General features: G+C 56.6%; 21 protein-coding genes. 7 read left to right on the top strand and 14 right to left on the bottom strand.

What is annotated here, in order from left to right:
- From ACOVRA_RS07870 to ACOVRA_RS07830, 9 genes are all read right to left on the bottom strand, one after another.
- On the bottom strand, positions 1 to 340 hold a 340-nt coding region (locus tag ACOVRA_RS07870; RefSeq protein ID WP_421719801.1), incomplete at its 3' end, for a glycerol-3-phosphate acyltransferase.
- 33 nt (positions 341 to 373) lie between these two features.
- Positions 374 to 1,663, bottom strand: coding sequence for a dihydroorotase (pyrC, locus tag ACOVRA_RS07865; protein WP_421719800.1), 1,290 nt, complete (start codon positions 1,661 to 1,663; stop codon positions 374 to 376).
- The gene (locus ACOVRA_RS07860) at positions 1,656 to 2,630 is read right to left on the bottom strand and encodes an aspartate carbamoyltransferase catalytic subunit (protein WP_290806356.1); all 975 of its coding nucleotides are present in this window, start codon (positions 2,628 to 2,630) and stop codon (positions 1,656 to 1,658) included. The genes pyrC and ACOVRA_RS07860 overlap by 8 nt, the downstream gene beginning before the upstream one ends.
- The gene (locus ACOVRA_RS07855) at positions 2,627 to 3,247 is read right to left on the bottom strand and encodes a class I SAM-dependent methyltransferase (RefSeq protein WP_421719799.1); all 621 of its coding nucleotides are present in this window, start codon (positions 3,245 to 3,247) and stop codon (positions 2,627 to 2,629) included. Before ACOVRA_RS07855 ends, ACOVRA_RS07860 begins: the two co-directional genes overlap by 4 nt.
- 1 nt (position 3,248) lies before the next feature.
- A complete protein-coding gene (locus ACOVRA_RS07850) occupies positions 3,249 to 3,722 on the bottom strand; it encodes an NUDIX domain-containing protein (protein ID WP_421719798.1) in 474 nt (157 codons plus the stop codon).
- 180 nt (positions 3,723 to 3,902) lie between these two features.
- Positions 3,903 to 5,768, bottom strand: a complete 1,866-nt coding sequence (gene mutL, locus ACOVRA_RS07845; protein ID WP_421719797.1) for a DNA mismatch repair endonuclease MutL — start codon at positions 5,766 to 5,768, stop codon at positions 3,903 to 3,905.
- A 78-nt stretch (positions 5,769 to 5,846) separates the two neighbouring features.
- The gene (locus ACOVRA_RS07840) at positions 5,847 to 6,401 is read right to left on the bottom strand and encodes a DUF3035 domain-containing protein (RefSeq protein ID WP_298228705.1); all 555 of its coding nucleotides are present in this window, start codon (positions 6,399 to 6,401) and stop codon (positions 5,847 to 5,849) included.
- A gap of 166 nt (positions 6,402 to 6,567) precedes the next feature.
- Complete coding sequence (lspA, locus tag ACOVRA_RS07835; RefSeq protein ID WP_421719796.1) at positions 6,568 to 7,143, bottom strand: signal peptidase II; 576 nt, start codon at positions 7,141 to 7,143, stop codon at positions 6,568 to 6,570.
- Positions 7,144 to 7,210: 67 nt separating this feature from the next.
- Positions 7,211 to 8,197, bottom strand: a complete 987-nt coding sequence (locus tag ACOVRA_RS07830; protein ID WP_421719795.1) for a helix-turn-helix transcriptional regulator — start codon at positions 8,195 to 8,197, stop codon at positions 7,211 to 7,213.
- A gap of 84 nt (positions 8,198 to 8,281) precedes the next feature.
- On the opposite strand from ACOVRA_RS07830, the gene argJ reads away from it, so the two are divergent.
- The 3 genes from argJ to ACOVRA_RS07815 all read left to right on the top strand — a co-directional run bounded on the left by argJ (position 8,282) and on the right by ACOVRA_RS07815 (position 10,172).
- Entirely contained in the window at positions 8,282 to 9,514 is a 1,233-nt protein-coding gene (argJ, locus tag ACOVRA_RS07825; protein ID WP_421719794.1) for a bifunctional glutamate N-acetyltransferase/amino-acid acetyltransferase ArgJ, read from the top strand.
- A 74-nt stretch (positions 9,515 to 9,588) separates the two neighbouring features.
- A complete protein-coding gene (mutT, locus tag ACOVRA_RS07820; protein WP_421719793.1) occupies positions 9,589 to 10,005 on the top strand; it encodes an 8-oxo-dGTP diphosphatase MutT in 417 nt (138 codons plus the stop codon).
- Positions 10,002 to 10,172, top strand: a complete 171-nt coding sequence (locus ACOVRA_RS07815) for a Flp family type IVb pilin (RefSeq protein WP_290803123.1) — start codon at positions 10,002 to 10,004, stop codon at positions 10,170 to 10,172. The genes mutT and ACOVRA_RS07815 overlap by 4 nt, the downstream gene beginning before the upstream one ends.
- Here the strand turns inward: ACOVRA_RS07815 and ACOVRA_RS07810 are convergent.
- Entirely contained in the window at positions 10,169 to 11,092 is a 924-nt protein-coding gene (locus ACOVRA_RS07810) for a methyltransferase domain-containing protein (RefSeq protein WP_421719792.1), read from the bottom strand. The genes ACOVRA_RS07815 and ACOVRA_RS07810 overlap by 4 nt on opposite strands.
- 249 nt (positions 11,093 to 11,341) lie before the next feature.
- On the opposite strand from ACOVRA_RS07810, the gene ACOVRA_RS07805 reads away from it, so the two are divergent.
- The gene (locus ACOVRA_RS07805; RefSeq protein ID WP_421719791.1) at positions 11,342 to 11,926 is read left to right on the top strand and encodes a ComF family protein; all 585 of its coding nucleotides are present in this window, start codon (positions 11,342 to 11,344) and stop codon (positions 11,924 to 11,926) included.
- Complete coding sequence (locus tag ACOVRA_RS07800; protein ID WP_421719790.1) at positions 11,919 to 12,818, top strand: CPBP family intramembrane glutamic endopeptidase; 900 nt, start codon at positions 11,919 to 11,921, stop codon at positions 12,816 to 12,818. The genes ACOVRA_RS07805 and ACOVRA_RS07800 overlap by 8 nt, the downstream gene beginning before the upstream one ends.
- On the opposite strand, the gene ACOVRA_RS07795 is transcribed toward ACOVRA_RS07800, so the two are convergent.
- A complete protein-coding gene (locus ACOVRA_RS07795) occupies positions 12,740 to 13,951 on the bottom strand; it encodes a pseudouridine synthase (protein ID WP_421719789.1) in 1,212 nt (403 codons plus the stop codon). The genes ACOVRA_RS07800 and ACOVRA_RS07795 overlap by 79 nt on opposite strands.
- A gap of 195 nt (positions 13,952 to 14,146) precedes the next feature.
- Here ACOVRA_RS07795 and ACOVRA_RS07790 point away from each other — a divergent pair, with 195 nt between their 5' ends.
- Entirely contained in the window at positions 14,147 to 15,238 is a 1,092-nt protein-coding gene (locus ACOVRA_RS07790; protein ID WP_421719788.1) for an acyltransferase family protein, read from the top strand.
- 17 nt (positions 15,239 to 15,255) lie between these two features.
- Here ACOVRA_RS07790 and ACOVRA_RS07785 read toward each other — a convergent pair whose 3' ends face one another.
- Entirely contained in the window at positions 15,256 to 16,398 is a 1,143-nt protein-coding gene (locus tag ACOVRA_RS07785; RefSeq protein WP_421719787.1) for an RNA methyltransferase, read from the bottom strand.
- 125 nt (positions 16,399 to 16,523) lie between these two features.
- On the opposite strand from ACOVRA_RS07785, the gene ACOVRA_RS07780 reads away from it, so the two are divergent.
- Positions 16,524 to 17,738 carry an NADP-dependent isocitrate dehydrogenase gene (locus ACOVRA_RS07780; protein WP_421719786.1) on the top strand — a complete coding sequence of 405 codons (1,215 nt, stop codon included), beginning with the start codon at positions 16,524 to 16,526 and terminating at the stop codon, positions 17,736 to 17,738.
- Positions 17,739 to 17,827: 89 nt separating this feature from the next.
- Here the strand turns inward: ACOVRA_RS07780 and ACOVRA_RS07775 are convergent, their stop codons facing one another.
- Together ACOVRA_RS07775 and ACOVRA_RS07770 are read right to left on the bottom strand one after the other, a co-directional pair.
- Positions 17,828 to 18,511, bottom strand: coding sequence for a hypothetical protein (locus ACOVRA_RS07775; protein ID WP_421719785.1), 684 nt, complete (start codon positions 18,509 to 18,511; stop codon positions 17,828 to 17,830).
- Between the two features lie 191 nt (positions 18,512 to 18,702).
- Positions 18,703 to 19,056, bottom strand: a complete 354-nt coding sequence (locus ACOVRA_RS07770; protein ID WP_421719784.1) for a DUF4345 family protein — start codon at positions 19,054 to 19,056, stop codon at positions 18,703 to 18,705.
- Between the last annotated feature and the right edge of the window lie 81 nt (positions 19,057 to 19,137).

Below are 19,137 nucleotides of genomic sequence, written 5' to 3'. Positions count from 1 at the left end.
TCAACAAGGTGCCAAAGAAGGTCGCAACCCCTTTGCCACCATTAAACTTCAACCAGACTGGAAAACAATGCCCGAGAAGGGCCGCTGCACCTGCGATATAACCCGCATCTTGGGACAAAAACTCACGCGCGAGAACCAAAGCGAGGGCGGCTTTTGCGGCATCTAAGAACAAGGTCGCCAGCGCCACATCTTTTCGACCGGTGCGCAAAACATTGGTCGCACCAATATTGCCAGAACCGACTTGGCGAATATCACCAAGGCCCGCCAAACGCGTCAATAGAAGGCCGAATGGAATGGAGCCCAAAAGATAGCCCCCAACGATCGCAATCAGATAATCCATTGTCCCCCCAAGGCGTTGTGAACCTGCGTGCGCCTAGTCGAGGGCACTGAACACTTTTTTACCGGCTACCCAAGTCGACAAGACCTTACCTTGCAATGTCCGCCCATCATAGGGGGAGTTGCGCGATTTCGAGATCATCCGGCTAGCATCAAAGCGGATTGGGAAGCCCAAATCGACCAAGATCAAATCGGCAGGCGCGCCTGCAGCAATCCGGCCCTGCGGCAGGCCTAGGATTTGCGCCGGGGCCAAGGTCATGGCGCGGATCAAGTCCAAGAGTTCAATCAGGCCCTCATGATAGAGGATAAGGGCTGCAGGCAGGAGGGTTTCCAGCGCACTCGCCCCAAAGGCCGCTTCGTCAAATGGCAGGCGCTTTTCTTCGGCCGGGCGTGGGTCATGGCCTGAGACGATGACATCCAAAATGCCGGACTTCACGCCCTCAATCAAAGCGAGGCGGTCTTGCTCGCCACGCAGCGGCGGGGACAGCTTGGCAAACGTACGATAATCGCCCAGATCATTTTCATTCAGGGTCAGATGATGGACGCTGACCGAGGCAGTGACATCGAGACCTTGTGCCTTGGCAGCTGCGATACGGGGCAAGGTTGCCTCGGATGAAATCATGTCGAGCAAAAGCTTTGCCCCGGTCAGTTCGGCTAATTGAATGTCGCGATTGGCCGCAATGGTTTCAGCAGCACTGGAAATGCCCGCAAGTCCAAGGCGAGAGGAAAGCTCGCCCATATTCATCATGCCGCCCTCGCTTAGGAAGGCATCTTGCGGCCGCGAAGCCACCAAGGCGTCAAAAGCCGAGGCATAGGACATGCAGCGCTGCATAGTCCGTGTGCTGACAATCGGGCGGTCACTATTGGTGAACATGACGGCACCAGCGTCCGCCATCAGGCCAAGCTCTGCGATACGCTCACCCTTGAGACCGACGGTGAGAGCACCTGCTGCCAACACACGCGCTAAAGAACGGTCACGGCCACGCCGGGTGATAAAATCGACCAAAGCGGCATCATCAATCACGGTCTGGGTATCGGGTTGCAACACCATGGTGGTGACGCCACCCGCCACAGCGGCTTTGCCAGCAGTGCTGAGGCTTTCACGCTGTTCTTCACCGGGCTCACCGGTTGAGACATGCAAATCGATCAGGCCCGGCATTAAGGCGTGGCCATCGCAATTGATGGTGATGGCGTTTGCGTCCGCTTCGACCTGCGGGCCGCTGGCTAGAATAACTTCACCTTGGACAAGCACTTCGCCTGGACCATCAAATTGTGTGGCGGGATCAACCAAGCGGGCATTGATGAAGTGATAGAGGGCCTCAGACATCGTCGGCCTCCTCATTGGCACCATGGCTGGCAAGCGCCTCCAAGACGGCCATGCGGACGGCAACTCCTGATTCTACTTGGTCGACGATGAGCGAGACACGTGGATCATCGGCGATGTCAGAATCGATCTCAACGCCCCGGTTCATCGGGCCTGGATGCATGACTTTGACATGGGGTGCAGCCACCGCCAGCTTGCGGGCATCGAGACCATAGAAGCGGAAATATTCGCGCGCCGATGGCACATAGGCACCATTCATGCGCTCCAGTTGTAGGCGCAGCATCATCACGACATCCACACCATCTAGGCCTTCGAGCATATTGTGATAAATCTCGCAGCCCCAGCGGTCGACATCGGCAGGCATCAAGGTAGGGGGCGCGATCAAGCGAACTCGCGCGCCCAGCATGGACAGCAAGATGACGTTGGAACGCGCCACGCGCGAGTGCAGCACATCGCCGCAAATCGCCACCACCAAGCCTTCGATATGGCCAAAGGAGCGCTTGAGCGTCAGCGCGTCAAGCAAGGCTTGGGTGGGATGTTCGTGGGTGCCGTCGCCGGCATTAATGACCGAACAACTAACTTTGCGCGCCAGCAATTGGGCAGCACCAGAGGCTGCGTGGCGCAAGACCAGAATATCTGGCCCCATGGCGTTCAAGGTGGCAGCGGTATCCAACAGCGTCTCCCCCTTGGAGACCGAGGAGCTTTTGACGGCCATATTGACGGTATCGGCGCTCATGCGCTTGCCGGCCAGCTCAAACGAGGCTTGCGTGCGGGTTGAGTTCTCAAAGAAGAGATTGACGAGGGTGCGGCCCTTCAAGGTCGATAGCTTCTTCTCGCGCGCTTGGGTGAAGGGCAAAAAGACTTCGGCCCGTTCAATCAGCTCCAAGGCCTCTAAGCGATTGAGATCCCCAATCTGGAGGAGGTGGCGCTTGGTAAAGGGGGCGCGGGGCGGTGGACTATCGGGACTCATGACGTCGCACGCCCCCAGACATTATAGCCCGCAAAGCGCGGGGTGTTTGGCAAATACATGTCATTGACTTCGGCACACACAAACCCGCTGGCTTCCAGCATGGTTTGGGTATTGCGGGTGAGGTGACAGCCCCCAGCGATTGCCTTCCAAACCGGCTCAATCCGCCTTTGCAAGCGGGCGACATCGGCATCAGGGGCAAGGCCATGTTCGCAGAACAGGATTTGACCGCCGGGCTTTAACAAGCGCTTGGCCTCAGCCAAAGCACCTGCATAGTCGGGAATGGTGCACAGCGCATAGGTGAACAGGATCGTATCGGCGCAGGCATCGGGAAGGCCCGTCGCTTCAGCACCAGCCACGACTTCTTCCACGATAACATCGGCTCGCCAGTCTTCGCGCTTCCAAGCCAACATGCTGGCTGAGGGCTCCACCGCAATGACTTTTTCGATCTTGTTGGCGTCGAGAAACGGCAAATTGGTGCCGGAGCCAAAACCCATATCGACCACGACGCCGTAAGCACGTGGGATTAATTTGGCTCGCTGCTTGGCAATGGGTTTTGCGCCGCACGCACAACCGATGAAGCGCGGAAGGACAAAGCGTTCATAGAGGCCAAATAGCATGCTAGCGACGCCCCCGCGCACCCATCAATCGTTCACGCAACCACAACAAAATGGCCCAGCTATGGGCATCATGGCGGACCTTTTTCATGGCGTCATCAATGGTGACCCAGACCAGCTCATGGTCTGGCTCGCTTGGACGGCCTTCGGTGGAGGTGAGTTCGACTTCAAAAAAGGCGCAGAGTGAATTGGTGGGCACCCCGTCATTGATCCAGAATTGCCCAGCCCGGCACAATTGGCGGACGGGCCACACGGTCAAGCCGGTTTCCTCGTCAAACTCGCGCACCACGGCTTCTGCATCGCTCTCGCCCGACTCAACACCGCCACCGGGTAAATCAAAGTGGAAATTCTGGGAGTCGCCGACTTTGACGAGGGCAATCTTCTCGTCATTGCGGGTGCAAAGGCCGTAAACGCTCGGCCGCTCTTTATAGGTCTTGCCGTGTTCGGTGCGCCCGAACTGCATCGAAAAATGCGCCATAAAGGCCTCATAAGCTAGGATTGCAAAAGCGGAAAGCGGCCTCGGCAGATGGACCCTGTCTAATCCTGCTTGCAGGCGAGAGCAACGCCCGCTGTGTCTGTTTCAGACAGAGCGGATAAGCAATTGCGCCATCAGAAATTTAGAGGGGGTGATGCATCGAACCCCGCGTAGCTGATCCGCCTATTTTCTACCGAACAAGCGCTCAATATCGCTCAGCGACAGTTTCACAAAGGTCGGCCTGCCATGGTTGCATTGGCCAGAGCGCGGGGTGCGTTCCATATCGCGCAAAAGAAAGTTCATTTCATCGGCACTTAAGTGGCGACCCGCGCGAACCGAGCCGTGGCACGCCATGGTCGCCAGCACTTCATCGATCCGCTCCTTTAGGGATAGACCTTCATCATAGGCGGCCAGATCATCGGCCAAATCTTGCAGCAATTTATGGGTATTCACCTTGCCTAGAATGGCTGGCGTCTCGGTAACCGCAATCGCCCCGCGACCAAAATTCTCAATTCCCAAACCAAAGCGGGCAAACTCGTCTGCGCGAGCGAGCAAGCGCTCACAATCAGCTTCCTCCATTTCAATAATGTCAGGGATCAGGCTGGGCTGGCGTGCAATGCCTTGGCCTTCCATCGCGGCCTTCATGCGTTCCAAGGTGAGGCGCTCATGGGCAGCATGTTGGTCGACGATCACAAGGCCATCGGACGTCTCGGCAATGACATAGGTCGCGTGAAGTTGGGCTTTGGCTGCCCCCAAAGGAAAGGAGGTTTCATCTTCAACCGGTGCGCCGAAGTCGGTTGGTGCCTCAAAACTCGTGCGGGCCATGGGTTCGGCAAAGCCACTCAACAGCGAGCCTGCCTCGCGTCCGGCCTCAATCGCGCCTGCGGGTGGCTGATAGGGCAGGTGGCTTGGCCGGTACGGGCTTAAATTACCGCCACCACCGCCGCGTGACCACGGCATGCCAAACCCAGTCTGCGCCCCCAATGCCCCCAAAGTGGCTTGACCCAGGGCTTGCGGGCTTCGAATCCCACTCGATCCCAAAGCATGCCGCAAGGCGCCAATGACGAGACCGCGCACCAAGGCAGGGTCGCGAAAGCGTACTTCGGTCTTGGCCGGATGGACGTTCACATCGACCAGCTTCGGGTCCATCTCGAGGAAAAGCGCCAATACCGGGTGACGGTCGCGGGCCAATACGTCTTGATAGGCCGCTCGCGCCGCGCCTTTGAGAAGCGGGTCTTTCACCGGCCTGCCATTGACGAATAAATGCTGATGGCGCGCATCGCCGCGCGCAGCGGTGGGCAGCCCTGCAAGGCCCGTTAAGCGCACTTCGGCGCGTTCGGTATCAATCACCAAAGCATCGGCAGCGGCATCGCGACCAAGGATGGCGGCAACGCGTGCCGACCTTTGGCCGGCTGCATCCACGCCTTCAGGCACGACTTTGAGCGCGGACCGCCCGTCGAGATCGAGCGTGAAGGCAACATCTGGCCGCGATAAGGCCAAGCGCTTGACCATGTCGGAAATGGCTAGGCTCTCGGATCGCGCTGATTTCATGAAGTTGAGGCGGGCAGGGGTGGCGAAGAATAGGTCGCGCACTTCCACCCGTGTGCCAGACCGATTGTTCGGCCACGGGGCAGGCATGGGGCCTTCGATGACGCCGCCTTCAACCCGCAAAGTCCAGGCCTGATCGGCATCCTTGGCGCGCGAGGTAATAGCCAATCTAGCAATGGCCCCTATCGACGGCAGCGCTTCGCCGCGAAAGCCCATCGTCACAATATTGAGCAGATCTAAATGCCCATTGGCGTCGGGGGCGAGCTTGGAGGTCGCGTGGCGCTCGACAGCCAAGCTTAATTGGTCACGAGAGATGCCGCCGCCGTCATCTTCGACCAGCAAGCGGGTGATCCCGCCATCTTCGGCCAGAATGCGGATGGAACTTGCCCCAGCATCGAGCGCATTTTCCACCAATTCCTTGACGGCCGCAGCGGGGCGCTCAATCACCTCGCCAGCGGCAATCTGGTTTATAGCATCTGGGGGAAGACGGGCTATGGTCATGATGCGACCATGCGCTTTCTGGCCTGAGTCGACCAGATGATCCTGCAATCAGAAGCGATTTTGACCAGTTGGCTTGGCCTACATGCCAGGCAGTTTAAAGCCGCGCGGCTTATTCTGCTGGATGCTGACGGGTTGACCGCCCGTCGCATTGCGGATGGCAGCCTTTTCAAGACGCAAACGCTCGGCTTCCGCTTCTGCCAGAAGTGGGTCAGCTGGCTGGGTTGGGGCGGGGGCGACGAAGCCCATAATCCGGTCTGATAGATTGGTCGGCTTGCGTGCGACGCCGCCGGTCTCTTCATCAATCACCGCACGGATGCGTGGGTCGGCGTTGGTACCGCCAGCCTTTTCGACCAAGAGGCGTTCGCCATCAGAAGCGGTTGCGCCCATTTGAACGCCGAAAACGGCGCTACGGGCTTGCAAGTCGGCGCGCAATTCCATCGGACGGGCTTCACCGGGACGGGGTGGACGCAGATTGAATTCAGGTGGCACCACCAAAGGCGCTTTCGAGACGACGCGGAATTCGTCAGGCGCTGTTTTCTCGCTGCCCAAGGCTTGGCGTACGCTGGTGCATCCGCCCAAAGCGATGACGGCCAAACCAGTGACTGCCAACAGGCCAGAATAGGATTTTTTCACAGCACTCGCTCCATGTCTCTCAAAACTTGTCTCATCAGGGCGGCATTTTCGACCGGGACTTGAGGCTGCGTTTGCTCGCAAGGCCCTCAACTTGCCGTCTCCACCACCCTTAAAACCGTTTGTTCCATACCTTCTTAGACGCAAGGCTGCCCGAAGGTCCAGATGTTCACGCCGCTGGCGGCCCAGACTCACGCTCTGACTCACTTTTTGAGCCAGAATTTTGTTTCGATTGTGGCGTATCTTCGGGGTTCATCAGCATATCAATTGCCAACAGGATCGCGCCGACCGTGATTGCAGCGTCGGCGACATTAAACACCCAAGGGAAGAAGAAGCCCGAGAAGTCCAAAAAGTCCGCGACGGCCCCGAATCGCACCCGGTCGATCAGATTGCCAATCGCCCCGCCGATCACCAGTGCCAAGGCGATAAAGGTCTGCCGACGCTCTGCCTTGAATAGCCAGACCGCAAAGACGGTTGCGATTACGCCGGACATGGCCACCAGTCCCCAGCGTTGCCAATCCGCATGGGCCTTCAGCGCACCAAAGCTGACGCCATAATTCCACACCATGGTCAGATCGAAGATGGAGGAAATCTCAATCTTGCCGATGGTCAACAAGTTGAGATGGTTCAAGACCCAGTATTTTGTGGCTTGATCCAATCCAAGGACGACCAAAATCAGCAGAACGCCCCAGACAGGAGCGGGCGCAGCAGCAGGTAGCTTTGGGGCAGGCGATGGCGATGTCATGGGCGCTCTTTAGTGTGTTTTGATCGGCCAAGGAAATGCAACAAACAGTGAGGGGGCAGGCGGCCAATCAGGGCTTAATCATCGTGCTGGCAAGGTCGAGGGCATTGGCCATGGCCCGCTTCAAGGCTGGTGGCTCAAGGATTTCAAGTTTGCCGCCCCACCGAAACAAGCTCCAAGCCAGTTCGTTCAGGCCGCCGCCGTGCAAACGTACCAATAAGGCCCCATCTTCTAGACGTTCCAAGCTCTGCTGGGGGTGGAAGACCCAACGGCTCGCTTCGTCGGCAAAGTCGGGGAAAACGCGCAGGCACACATTGACGGTGTCTTCCTGATAGACGCCAAAGGACCGCTCGGAATAGGCCTGTAACTCAAAGCCTTCCGGTGCGCCGCCTGGTAGATCGAGCATGAGGGGTTGGCTGATCCGGTCAATCCGCCACATGCGTGGGGCAATTGCTTCATCGGTATGGGCTTCGCGCGCGATCAGATAGGCCTCGCCGCCAAATAAAATGCCATAGGGGATGAGGTCACGTTGGCGCGGTCCGCCAGACCCGCCGCTATAATGCACCCGAACTTGTTTAAGGGCCAAAAGCGCGTCGCGCAGCACCTGCAGCACATCCTTATCGACGCTGGCGCGAGGGCCTGGCTGAACTGCGATGGCTTCTGCCTGCATCAAGGCTTCGATGTCGGTGGCCAAGCGGCGCTTTACATTGGACTTGAGCGCTGACAGCATTTTCGTTTCAAGCCTTGCCAAGGCATCGGCCGCTTGTGGATTGCTGCGTTCTAACTGCTTTTGGCCCGTGCTGAGGGCTGCCATTTCTTCGCTGGTGGGCGCCAAAGTAAAGCTGTCCAAGCCCTTTGGCAGACGCCATCTTTTGGTCGGCGGGTCCGCGATTTCTTCCAAGTCTGGATACATCATCACCAATTGATCGCGCATGCGCTCAATCGTGCGGCGCTTTACATCCAGTTTCTCGGCCATCTCATCCAAGGTCAGGCCATAGGTGGTGGCGGCTAGATGGCGCGCCAATTCAACAAGTCGGGCAGATTTTTCATGTCTCATGTCGCCTTCTCGCCCTGAATCTCCCGTCAGGTCAAACGCGAAAACGTGTCGACTTGAGGCCTTGCTGCCGTTAGAGCGATCTTCATGAAAAATCTGCCTGTTTCCCCGCTCGCCCCCGCTGCTTTTCCGACTTTGCCGCCTGTTGCCGGCATGCGCGCATCGGCGAGTCGAATTGGGCTCTATGGCGGGACACGCAACGACTTGATGACGGTGGTATTCCCCGATGGGGCCAGCGTCGCAGGGGCCTTCACGCGCAGCGCCACACGCTCAGCCGATGTTGAATGGTGTGCGGCCCAAGTCAAACAAGGTCATGCTCGCGCCTTGGTCGTCAACGCGGGAAATTCCAACGCGTTCACAGGCCCTGCAGGGCTTGCCAAAAATGCAGCCACGGTCGCGGAAATGTGCCGTTTGATGGGCTGTGCGGACCATGAGGTCTTTCTCGCAGCGACCGGGGTCATTGGCGCACCTCTGCCGCCTGCCACCGTAGCGGATGCTTTGCCGAGCGCAGTTGAGGCTTTGGGTGCGCCCGATTGGGAAAGCCTCGCCCGGGCTTTTTCGACGACGGATACGTTTCCAAAAGCGGCGGGGACGACGCTGGACCTCGATGGGACAGCGGTGAATGTGGTCGGTCTTGCCAAGGGTTCGGGCATGATTGCGCCAAACATGGCGACGATGCTGGTTTTCGTCTTCACCGATGCCGCGATTGCACCGGACGTGTTGCAAGCGATGGTCTCCGCCCATGTTGAGACGACGTTTAACGCCATCACGGTCGATAGCGATACGTCCACGTCCGACACGCTGTTGGTTTTCGCTACCGGAGCAAGTGGGGCGGCACCCATCACCATGCCAAGCGATCCCCGCGCGGCCTTGGTATCTGAAGCCCTACGCGGAATTTTCCATGATCTCGCCATGCAAGTGGTCCGCGATGGGGAAGGGGCGCAAAAGCTGATCCAGATTGAGGTGCAAGGTGCCGCTGACAACATTTCTGCCCGAACAATCGGGTTCGCCATTGCCAACTCGCCCTTAGTCAAGACCGCGATTGCGGGCGAAGATGCGAATTGGGGACGGGTTGTGATGGCCGTTGGTAAAGCTGGAGAGCCGATCTCGGTCGATCAACTTTCCGTTCGCTTCGGCGGACAATGGACCGCTAGGGCTGGTGGAGCGGTAGCTTATGATGTTGGTCAAGTAGATATTCATATGCGAGGTCAAATAATTGATATTCTTGTAGATGTTGGTGTTGGTAATGGCCAAGCAAAGGTTTGGACTTGCGACCTTACTCATGGCTATATCAGCATAAATGGTGACTATCGGTCCTAATTGGATTGGATTTGATCGCCCAAAATTGGGATTATTTAATAATTGTGACTTATGTTGGGTACGGGTAGGGGCTTATGCGACTTTTATTAGTGGCCGCGGCTGCTTTGGTTAATGGGAACGGTGCCGTGTTGCTAGCACAACGACCACAGGGGAAAAGTCTTGCAGGACTCTGGGAGTTCCCGGGCGGCAAGATTGAATCTGGTGAAAACCCAGAAGCTGCCTTGTGCCGTGAATTGGCTGAAGAACTGGGCCTAGACGTCGATCCCAAAGACCTGAAACCGCTGACCTTTGCTTCCCACGCCTATGCGAATTTCCATCTTTTGATGCCATTGTGGATCGCGCAGCGCTGGCAAGGAGAGCCTGTTGGCCAAGAAGGCCAGCAACTGGCTTGGGTCCAACCCGAAGATTTAAATCGTTATCCGATGCCAGAAGCCGATATCCCTCTGGTGTCGACTTTACGTGACCATTTAGAGCAGAGTCGCTTATCATGATCCTGAAAAGACTAAAGAATGAGCGCGGTGCAACTGCCATTGAGTATGGTCTGATTGCGACCCTCATGGTGCTCGCTATGATCCCTGCCATGCAAATGGTCGGCGGCAACACCAATGGCATGTATGATCGAATTACCAATAAAATCGTCGCGGCTATGGCTCGCTAACCAATTGGTTTTTCGCCCGTCGGGATTTCACGGGTTCCTAAAGCATCCGCAAGACGCATTTTCGCGCTACCTCTGGGCAAAGGCTTCTGCTGGCTTTCATGCGGGGCCCAGCCAGTTAATGTAATCAATTCAAAGGTTGCGCGTACTTTACCATCCACATCGCTATGATTGGCTTGATAGAGGTCTGCTGCGCGCGCGATGATCGCCCGCGTTAGGCGACGCGGTGCTTTTTGGTGAAAGGCGGCCGTCTCTCCCATCGCTTTTAAATCGCGCAGAAGGCCAAACAGATTGGTGTAACGTACGGTGACAACATCGCTGTCAGCGACCGGCAGGGCAAAGCCCGCCCGCTGTAATAGCTGCGCACCATCTTGGGCATCGGCAAAGGGCGAGACACGCGCAAAGGCTTCGCCATAGGCTTCCGTTTCGGCTTGGGCTAAACAGGCGCGCAATTCTTGTAAGGTGCGGCCGCCCAAAAAGGTCAATAACAACAAACCATCAGGCCGGAGGGCGAGGCGGGTTTGTGCCAAAAAGCCAGGTACATCATTGACCCAATGCAGGCCGAGTGTTGAGACAATTAAGTCCAAGCTAAGTGGTGCCAAGGGCATGTGGTCTTCGTCGGCCACAAAGCCACCACCGACACGCTGGGCCAGCATGGCGGGGCTTAGGTCGCTTTCGGTCAGCGCACCAATTTTATCGCGCAGATCGCCATGGCGCGCGATAGCAGCGGCCAAATACCCGCCGTGGGAGCCGATATCGAGAGCTTGCTCAAACCTGCGATTGATGAAGTCCAGCCGCTCGCAAACGTCGTCGACAGCCCGATCCTTCAAGAATGCGACAGCGCCAAATCCCTTCGCAGCCCGGTTCCGTCGGCGTGCCAAAAGCTGCCGATCAAACAACATGGTTGGGTTAGGGCTTTCCATGGTGATCAGTTATGCGCTATTTCTGAGAAAAGAACCAAAGGTAGAGATATGACAGCAAGATCTCAGCGTCCTTACCGTCTCGGAACTACACTTGCTGATCTGATTTGGCCACCACGTTCGCTGCTATCAGACGCACGCGTGGACTGTCTCGGTACGATGGAAGCGGACTTGTGGCGCGCGCTGGATTTTCTCTATGGGCCTGGATGCATGCGATGCGGATTTCCCATCCCAGAAGCGACAGGACCCGACATGTTATGTCCAGTCTGTTTGGCGCAACCGCCGCTCTATCACCGAGCACGGGCGGCCTTAGCCTATGACGATCTATCGAAGCCATTAGTACTCAACCTCAAGCATGGGGGCCGCAAGGATGGCTTGCGCGCCTTTGCCGCTTGGATGGTGGAGGCAGCCCCATTCGTGGCAGAGGCCGACCAGATCCTGCCAGTGCCTTTGCATTGGTTACGTCTGTGGCAGCGGGGCTATAATCAGGCTGGATGGCTGGCGGAAGCTTTAGCGCGAAGGACGGGGCGACCCTATAATCCGCTGCTTTTACGGCGAAAACGGGCGACGCCCAGCCAGAATGGCCTGTCGGCTAGCGGGCGTAAGCGCAATGTCACGGGGGCATTCCACATTGCCCAGCCCGTGGCTGGACAATCCTTTGTGTTGGTCGATGATGTGATGACGACGGGGGCAACACTTCAGGCATGTACCGCAGCTTTACTGCGCGCGGGGGCAGTGCGGGTGGATTGTGTAGCCTTGGCACGGGTGGTGCGACCTACTAAGCTTGACGTGCCGAGTGAGCCCATTGGCTCGTCGCAGGAGTCGCTTGATGTCTGATAATTCCCCGGCCAATCCCCCACAGGCTGATCCTTTTTTGCAGGTGATGCGCGGGAACAGGTCGAAGACATGGCGGACCATCGCGGGGGGGATGGGCATCTTTTTGGTTTGGCAGATCAGCCTCGCTATTTTGGTTTTGTTTTTTGAACCGCTGCGGATCATGGTTATGCTCAAGCCCAACGACCTCGGTGCTACCGAAGAAGCGGTGGGCGCATTTGCATTAATGGTCGGCGGATTTGGGCCTGCCTTCCTGACGTTGGTGCTGTGGCGCAAATATGTAGAACATATGCCAATCAGAACCTTGTTCACCGGTGCACCGCAATTTCGCTGGACCTTAGCGTTTGCCGCAGCTCTCGCCGTCGTGGCGCTCAGCTATGCCACCTCAGCAGCCTTCGGTCAGGAAAGCATGGGGCCGTTTGAGGCGCGCATGGCGCGGTTTTCAGCACAAGACTGGCTGCTGCTCGCGGGTGTCTATATCGTTGGTACCTTGGTGCAATCGACCTTTGAAGAGGTTTATGTTCGTGGCTGGCTCTTGCAACATGTGCAGCGTTTCATCGCCCATGGTTTGCTTGCTGTACTGGTGACTGCCGTCATTTTCTCCATCCTGCACATCGGTCATGCTGGTTGGGCGACTTTTGTGATCACGTTCGTTATGGGCTTATTGTTTGGCTATTCAGCTTGGCGATTGAACGGCTTGGAGGCCGCTATTGGTGGCCATATCGCCAATAACTTCATGAGTGCCCTGCTGCTCGGGACAATGGTTGGTGGCAATCCGGCGGAAATTGACCTGATGGAAGGCGTCGCCTATGGGCTTTACCTGCTGGGCTTCCTTGGCTTTGTCGAAGCGTGGGCGCGCTTTGGCCCATCGCCCGCCCGCCAAGGCGCTGTTTGAGGCTTGCCTTTACCAGCAGGCGCAGCGTCAGAAGCCTTTTTGAAGCCTACTTTGGGCTTGCCTGTCCAATCAGACTTTCCCTTCGCGGCAGGCGAACCTGCACCCGTGTGAGCTGCACGACTTTTGGCTTTGCCGGCCTCGCGACGCATTGTTTCTTCTTCAAGCAGGCTGACGCGTGTCTTTGCGGACTTCGGCGGCGGCTTCGGGCCACGGCGGCCCGTTTTGACGAGGGCAGGGGCCTCTAAATCTGGACGCGGTACACGTGCAGGCCGACTGGAAAAACGTTGCGGCAAGTCCGGCATCAAAGCGCCCAACATTTCCTTCAAAGCCGACGGGGCCACTTCTTCGACGCTGCCCGGTGGCATTTTGCCCAATTGGAACGGACCGTAGGAGACGCGGATCAGGCGGTTCACCTTCAAGCCAATGGCTTCCAGCACCCGACGGACTTCACGGTTTTTGCCTTCTCGGATTGAAACGGTGATCCAGGCATTGGCCGTCTCTGCCCGATCTAGGATTGCTTCCATTGGGCCATAGGTGATGCCATCAACCGTGATCCCATCGGCTAGTTGTGCCAGCTCTTCTTGGCTAACCCGACCAAAGGCGCGAACGCGGTAGCGTCTAAGCCAACCTGTCGAGGGCAATTCTAACGACCGTGCCAATCCGCCATCATTGGTCAGCAATAACAGGCCTTCAGAGCTTAAATCCAAGCGTCCAACCGAAATGACGCGCGGCAAATCTTCGGGCAAATGGTCAAACACGGTTTCCCGGCCTTGCGGGTCCTTGTGGGTGGTCACCAAGCCATCGGGCTTGTGATAGCGCCACAGACGTGTGGGTTCAGGGCTGTCGACGGGGCGACCATCTACGGCGATGCGGTCTTGGGCGGTGACGTTAAAGGCAGGACTTTCCAGCACCACACCATTGACGGTGATGCGACCTTCCTCGATCCAACGCTCAGCTTCACGACGCGAGCAAAGGCCTGCACGCGCTAAGGCTTTGGCGATCCGTTCGCCGGGGCGCTCAACATGTGTTTCGGTAGACGTCGATGCGGACTCGGGGTCCGCCTTGCGCAGCCAAGGTTTGGCATCTTGCGCACTTTTTTTGCGCGGGGAATCGTCGCTTGGATCAAATGTCATCGGTCATGCGCCTCGCAGCCCTCACGGGCGGCCTCGTGTTTGACGCTGTGATTGCAGGAATTGCGCCCAAAGTCGAGCGGGACGCGCAATGGCAGATGAAAACTCCGCTACGCCTTGTAAGCTGCAGTGCCCTTATCAAAGTTACAAGGTTAGTAGGTTAAGGTTCAAACTATAGATTTGTAAGTTAGGTCCAGCATGCTTTATCCAGCCGATATACGTCCACTGACCGGTTTGCGCTTTGTTGCTGCATTCTGGCTTTTGATCTATTTTTTCTGGGAACGTTTTGATCTCGGACCCCGCGACACAATCGGGATCGTCCACGCCGGCAATTATGGGGTCGACCTCTTCTTCATCCTGTCCGGTTTTGTTTTGGCCCATGTCTATGGCCCGCAAGTGGAAGCGAAGACTTTTTCGTGGCGTAGCTTTGTGTGGGCGCGCCTCGCACGGATTTATCCGCTGCATCTGATCTGCTTGGCTGCGATGATCGCCATTTGGGCGGCCGGCTCGCTGATGGGTGCGACTTTTAAGGCCTCCGCCTTTGTGGTGGAGCAGATTCCCTATCATTTGGCTTTGGTGCATGCGTGGGGCCTTGTCGCCTCTGATGGTTGGAACTTCCCGTCTTGGTCGATCTCGGCAGAGTGGTTTGCCTATCTGACCTTCCCAATCAGCTTTGGCATCGCGGCCCTTTTTGCCAAGCGGCCTTTGATCGGCATTGTCTTCATGGTGGCGGTATTTGCGGCCTTTGTCGCTTGGATGCGCCTCTACAATATCGAGCTGATGAACATGACCTGGCAGGGCGGCATTGTTCGCATTGTGCCGTCCTTTGGCATGGGGATCGCTTTATGGTTCTTGGGCCGTCAATTGACCTTGCCTAAAGGCGTTGCAGGTTTGGGCGTGGCTATCAGTACCGTGTGGGTTGTGATGGCGGCTGCTTGGGGTTGGCCTTCCTATTGGATCTGGCCGGGCCTTGCAGGACTAGTCTTCTTTTTGGCAGAGACTTCTAAAACCAACCAAACCCCGCTGTTGGCGTCCAAGACGTGGGTCTATTTGGGCGAAATTTCCTTTGCGGCCTATATGGTCCATCTGCCCGTCGATATTGCGCTTTATCAGATTGTTGAGCGCGTGATGGGCGAGCCGAAGGGCACGATTGCTTTGGTCATTGGTATTGGCGGCGTTTTGGCCAGCATCATTGCTGCGGCCATCGCCCATGCCTTGGTTGAAAAGCCTGCGCGAAACTGGCTGCGCGCCAATATCCCCAGCTTTATGGCTGGCAAACCGAAAGCCTAAGACCTCCTGACTGCATCTTAAGCTGCGAACGCCTGATAGGTCGCCGCTTTGATGCGGCCTTGGTACAGCTTCACCATCCAAGCGCCAAGTTGGCCTTCGGCGTCGCGAACGATGACGACACCATCGTCGGCATCAAACACGCTGCGCACATAGCTTGCTTGCAATGGACCTTGGCCAATTTTCGCGGTCTCTGTTTGCAGCGCAAGGCACGATGACTGATCATCCTCACGACGTGCCTTGACCCAGGCTTCCAGCTTGGCGCGCTGCGCCGCGGCATCGGTTTCAAGCGCCCGTCGACGTGGTCCGCCAGCCAGAGAGCGCAACGCGCCGCGGATCAGGCTGATTTCGTTCATCGTAAAGCGGCCGCGCACAAAGGCGTTACGCATGGTTTCCACCATCGTGCCCTTGCGGTCCTCTGGCCAGAAGAAACGCGTCTCGTCTAAGTCGGCCACCCAATGCTCGAAGAAGCTTTCAAAGGCTTCGCGCGGCGCTGTGGGCTTTTCTTCGATAGTCCAGCCGGGGGGCGGGCCGTTTGCCTCCGACCCACTCGCCCACTCATAGCAGAAGCAGGCAACCGATTGGGCAAGGTTCAAGCTGGGGAAGCGGCCATCGACGGGGAAAGTCACCAACAGGTCCGCCCCAATGATCAAATCATTGTCGAGGCCCGAACGTTCGGACCCGAACAAGATCACAGGCTTTTCGCCAGCGGCCATCGCTTCGCGCATGCGGGCAACCGCTTCACGCGGCCCAATCAGTGGCTTGTCGAGCTGGCGGGGGGTGCCCGTCGTCGCGATAACAAAGGTCTTCTCCGCCAAGGCCTCTTCGGCGGTTTCAACCACCTGTGCGCTTTCCAGCGGCCATTCTGCGCCACTGGCCAAAGCCCACGCCTTAGGGTTCGGCCAGACATCGCGCGGTTTGACAAGAATCAGCTCTGAAAAACCAAAATTGGCCATAGCGCGTGCCGTCGCGCCAATATTCTCGCCCATTTGCGGGTGGACGAGGCAAATGGCGGGTGCCGCACCCCAACCGGGCAGGGCAGCTTGTTCGGCTTTCGACAGCGGCCCGTTTGGGCCTACACCCACGGGGCGGGAGCCGTCAAAAACGGGCTTTGGCGGGGCCCACGCGGTCGGCGCGGGGGCTGGTTCTGCATCTTTGCGCATCTTGTCGCTGTCACTCTTGTTGAAGACGTCTTTTCCACGTCGCTGGAGGTGCTATAGCCCACCCAACCGATTTGCGGACATATCACTTACAGGCCGCGACGTTCGTGGACCAATAGGGGAAAAACATGGCGAAGATTAAAGTTGCTAATCCAGTTGTCGATCTTGATGGCGACGAAATGACCCGCATCATCTGGCAGATGATCAAAGACTTCCTGATCACGCCCTATCTCGACCTCGAGATTGAATATTATGACTTGTCGATCGAGAACCGCGATGCGACCGACGACCAAGTCACCATCGACGCGGCGAAGGCGATTCAGAAGCACGGCGTTGGCATCAAATGCGCCACCATCACCCCGGATGAAGCCCGCGTCGAAGAGTTCAAGCTGAAGAAGATGTGGAAATCGCCCAACGGCACCATCCGCAACATTCTGGGCGGTGTGGTCTTCCGTGAGCCCATCATCTGCACCAATGTGCCGCGTCTGGTTCCGGGCTGGACCAAGCCCATCATCATCGGCCGTCATGCTTTTGCAGACCAGTACAAGGCCACTGACTTCAAAGTTCCAGGCCCAGGCAAACTCACGATCAAATTTGTTGGCGAAGATGGCCAAGTGATTGAGCATGAAGTGTTTGATTATCCAGGCTCTGGCGTTGCTATGGCCATGTATAACCTCGACGACTCGATCCGCGACTTTGCCCACGCCAGCTTCGCCTTTGGCTTGGCGCGCAAGTATCCCGTCTATCTGTCGACCAAGAACACCATTTTGAAGGCCTATGACGGCCGCTTCAAGGACATCTTCCAAGAAGTGTTCGATGCCGATTATGCCGCCCAGTTCAAGGAATTGGGTTTGCTCTATGAGCACCGCTTGATCGACGACATGGTGGCTTCGGCTATGAAATGGTCTGGCGGCTTTGTGTGGGCCTGTAAGAATTATGACGGCGACGTTCAGTCCGATACCGTCGCTCAAGGCTTTGGCTCGCTGGGCCTCATGACGTCGGTTCTGATGACGCCAGATGGCAAAGTGCTGGAATCCGAAGCTGCCCACGGCACGGTGACCCGCCACTATCGCCAGCATCAGCGCGGCGAGCAAACCTCCACCAACTCCATCGCGTCGATCTTTGCTTGGACCCGTGGCCTCGCCCACCGTGCCAAGCTCGATGACAATGCCGAACTGATGAAGTTCGCGACCAAGATGGAAGAAGTCGTCATCGCCACGGTTGAAGACGGCTATATGACCAAGGACTTGGCGCTGTTGGTCGGTGATGAGCAATCCTGGCTCTCGACCGAAGGCTTCTTGAAGAAAGTTGCCGCGAACCTCGAAGCCGCGATGGCTGAATAAGACTCTTTAGGCTCTGCCGGCAGGCCCTTGGTCTGCCGGTGGGGGCTCCTACGATCTCAATGCAAAAGGAGAATCTGAAACACCTCATCCTATTGGACTTGGTGATCAATTTCTTCGTTCCAAAGTGATTTAAAGGTGCATGCGTCGTCGACATATTGGTTCGTCGCTGCGCATATTCCGGCGAGAATTGTTCTCAGAGAGGCTCGTATATGGCCCAAGGGTAAATGCAGGATTGGCTCATGATGTGCGACACGATTTCTCAAGTTGAGCAGATTGGAACAATGTTGGTGTGCCATCTCACTTGTTATTTTGGCATCGTTTAGAAACACCCTAAATTTTAAATTGCTGGTCCAATTGTATTGAGCCTTATAGCGACTGCTGAACTGAGATACCCAAAATCCAGCGGACAGTCCCGCAACAATCTGATCAGTGGTTATCACAGCCGGGGCCAGCTTGTCAGTTAGCCGCATCACAACTTTGTCTAGGCGTTGCCTATCTTGGCCAGCTAAGTTTCTTCGTAAGTTAGCATTAAATGGCCAAGTTGGCCCATATTTGAAAATAAGAAATTCATTCAATCTGTTTCTCAGGGCAATTTCCCAGTGTTGAAGTGAAAAATATAATGACGGTGATAACATCGAATTCCAATGATAAACTTGCAGCGCTTTTGGGATGTCTCCTCCAGTTTTTTGCAAGTACTTGTTCAGCCGTGGTCTACTAGCTGAACGAACAATTGCGGTCACATCCAAATCACCTTTGCAAAAATATTCTTGCATTTTTAGGCATCCTGTAGTGATAATTCAGCGTGCGCCTCGGGAAACGGTCACTGGGCTTAGACCCACACCCCTTGGGGACAAGAGAAAGGCGGCTCCTTGCGGGCCGCCTTTGACTTTTGGGTAGCTTTGATTTTTTTTACAACCTAAAAATGATTTTCTATGCGTGCTTTTGTTCGAACTCCGCCTTGAATTTATGGCCAGACCGACAGCCCCACTAAAAGCAGCGCTGCGATGGCGCATTCAAACCCGACAGCGATCCAGTTTTTGGCTTCATTGCCTTGGTCCAAATAGATCGAAATAACCCGGCCGATGGCTGCGCCAAGCCAACATAGGCCGACGGTCAGGAACGCGATGTCGTTCTGTGTGACGACCGGAACCAATCCCAAAAGAAAAAACGTAACGCCAAGGGTTCCGCGAAACTCTGCCCGTCCGGCTGGCGTGACGGCGGTAAGACCCGTCAGTTGTGACGCTTTTTGTGGCAAGAAGAGGCCTAAGCAGCCCATCAACATCGTGATGATCGCCCCTAAATTATTGAGTAAATCCATAGTCGTCCCCGCGTTTGAAACTCGTCCGCAAAGCTAGCCATGCCATAACCCAAATGATAGTACGCACCTTTTCGTGCCTAT

The organism is Aquidulcibacter sp. (assembly GCF_049239865.1).
GTDB lineage: Bacteria > Pseudomonadota > Alphaproteobacteria > Caulobacterales > Aquidulcibacteraceae > Aquidulcibacter.
The sequence above is the reverse complement of the archived record's forward strand: the minus strand, read 5'-3'. Positions and strand labels throughout refer to the sequence as shown.

What these genes read in the sequence shown, in the direction of transcription:
- pyrC (WP_421719800.1), bottom strand. Translation starts at nt 1,663, where the DNA reads ATGTCTGAGGCCCTCTATCACTTCATCAATGCCCGCTTGGTTGATCCC.
- ACOVRA_RS07860 (WP_290806356.1), bottom strand. Translation starts at nt 2,630, where the DNA reads ATGAGTCCCGATAGTCCACCGCCCCGCGCCCCCTTTACCAAGCGCCAC.
- ACOVRA_RS07855 (WP_421719799.1), bottom strand. Translation starts at nt 3,247, where the DNA reads ATGCTATTTGGCCTCTATGAACGCTTTGTCCTTCCGCGCTTCATCGGT.
- ACOVRA_RS07850 (WP_421719798.1), bottom strand. Translation starts at nt 3,722, where the DNA reads ATGGCGCATTTTTCGATGCAGTTCGGGCGCACCGAACACGGCAAGACC.
- mutL (WP_421719797.1), bottom strand. Translation starts at nt 5,768, where the DNA reads ATGACCATAGCCCGTCTTCCCCCAGATGCTATAAACCAGATTGCCGCT.
- lspA (WP_421719796.1), bottom strand. Translation starts at nt 7,143, where the DNA reads ATGACATCGCCATCGCCTGCCCCAAAGCTACCTGCTGCTGCGCCCGCT.
- ACOVRA_RS07830 (WP_421719795.1), bottom strand. Translation starts at nt 8,197, where the DNA reads ATGAGACATGAAAAATCTGCCCGACTTGTTGAATTGGCGCGCCATCTA.
- argJ (WP_421719794.1), top strand. Translation starts at nt 8,282, where the DNA reads ATGAAAAATCTGCCTGTTTCCCCGCTCGCCCCCGCTGCTTTTCCGACT.
- mutT (WP_421719793.1), top strand. Translation starts at nt 9,589, where the DNA reads ATGCGACTTTTATTAGTGGCCGCGGCTGCTTTGGTTAATGGGAACGGT.
- ACOVRA_RS07815 (WP_290803123.1), top strand. Translation starts at nt 10,002, where the DNA reads ATGATCCTGAAAAGACTAAAGAATGAGCGCGGTGCAACTGCCATTGAG.
- ACOVRA_RS07810 (WP_421719792.1), bottom strand. Translation starts at nt 11,092, where the DNA reads ATGGAAAGCCCTAACCCAACCATGTTGTTTGATCGGCAGCTTTTGGCA.
- ACOVRA_RS07805 (WP_421719791.1), top strand. Translation starts at nt 11,342, where the DNA reads ATGTTATGTCCAGTCTGTTTGGCGCAACCGCCGCTCTATCACCGAGCA.
- ACOVRA_RS07800 (WP_421719790.1), top strand. Translation starts at nt 11,919, where the DNA reads ATGTCTGATAATTCCCCGGCCAATCCCCCACAGGCTGATCCTTTTTTG.
- ACOVRA_RS07795 (WP_421719789.1), bottom strand. Translation starts at nt 13,951, where the DNA reads ATGACATTTGATCCAAGCGACGATTCCCCGCGCAAAAAAAGTGCGCAA.
- ACOVRA_RS07790 (WP_421719788.1), top strand. Translation starts at nt 14,147, where the DNA reads ATGCTTTATCCAGCCGATATACGTCCACTGACCGGTTTGCGCTTTGTT.
- ACOVRA_RS07785 (WP_421719787.1), bottom strand. Translation starts at nt 16,398, where the DNA reads ATGCGCAAAGATGCAGAACCAGCCCCCGCGCCGACCGCGTGGGCCCCG.
- ACOVRA_RS07780 (WP_421719786.1), top strand. Translation starts at nt 16,524, where the DNA reads ATGGCGAAGATTAAAGTTGCTAATCCAGTTGTCGATCTTGATGGCGAC.
- ACOVRA_RS07775 (WP_421719785.1), bottom strand. Translation starts at nt 18,511, where the DNA reads ATGCAAGAATATTTTTGCAAAGGTGATTTGGATGTGACCGCAATTGTT.
- ACOVRA_RS07770 (WP_421719784.1), bottom strand. Translation starts at nt 19,056, where the DNA reads ATGGATTTACTCAATAATTTAGGGGCGATCATCACGATGTTGATGGGC.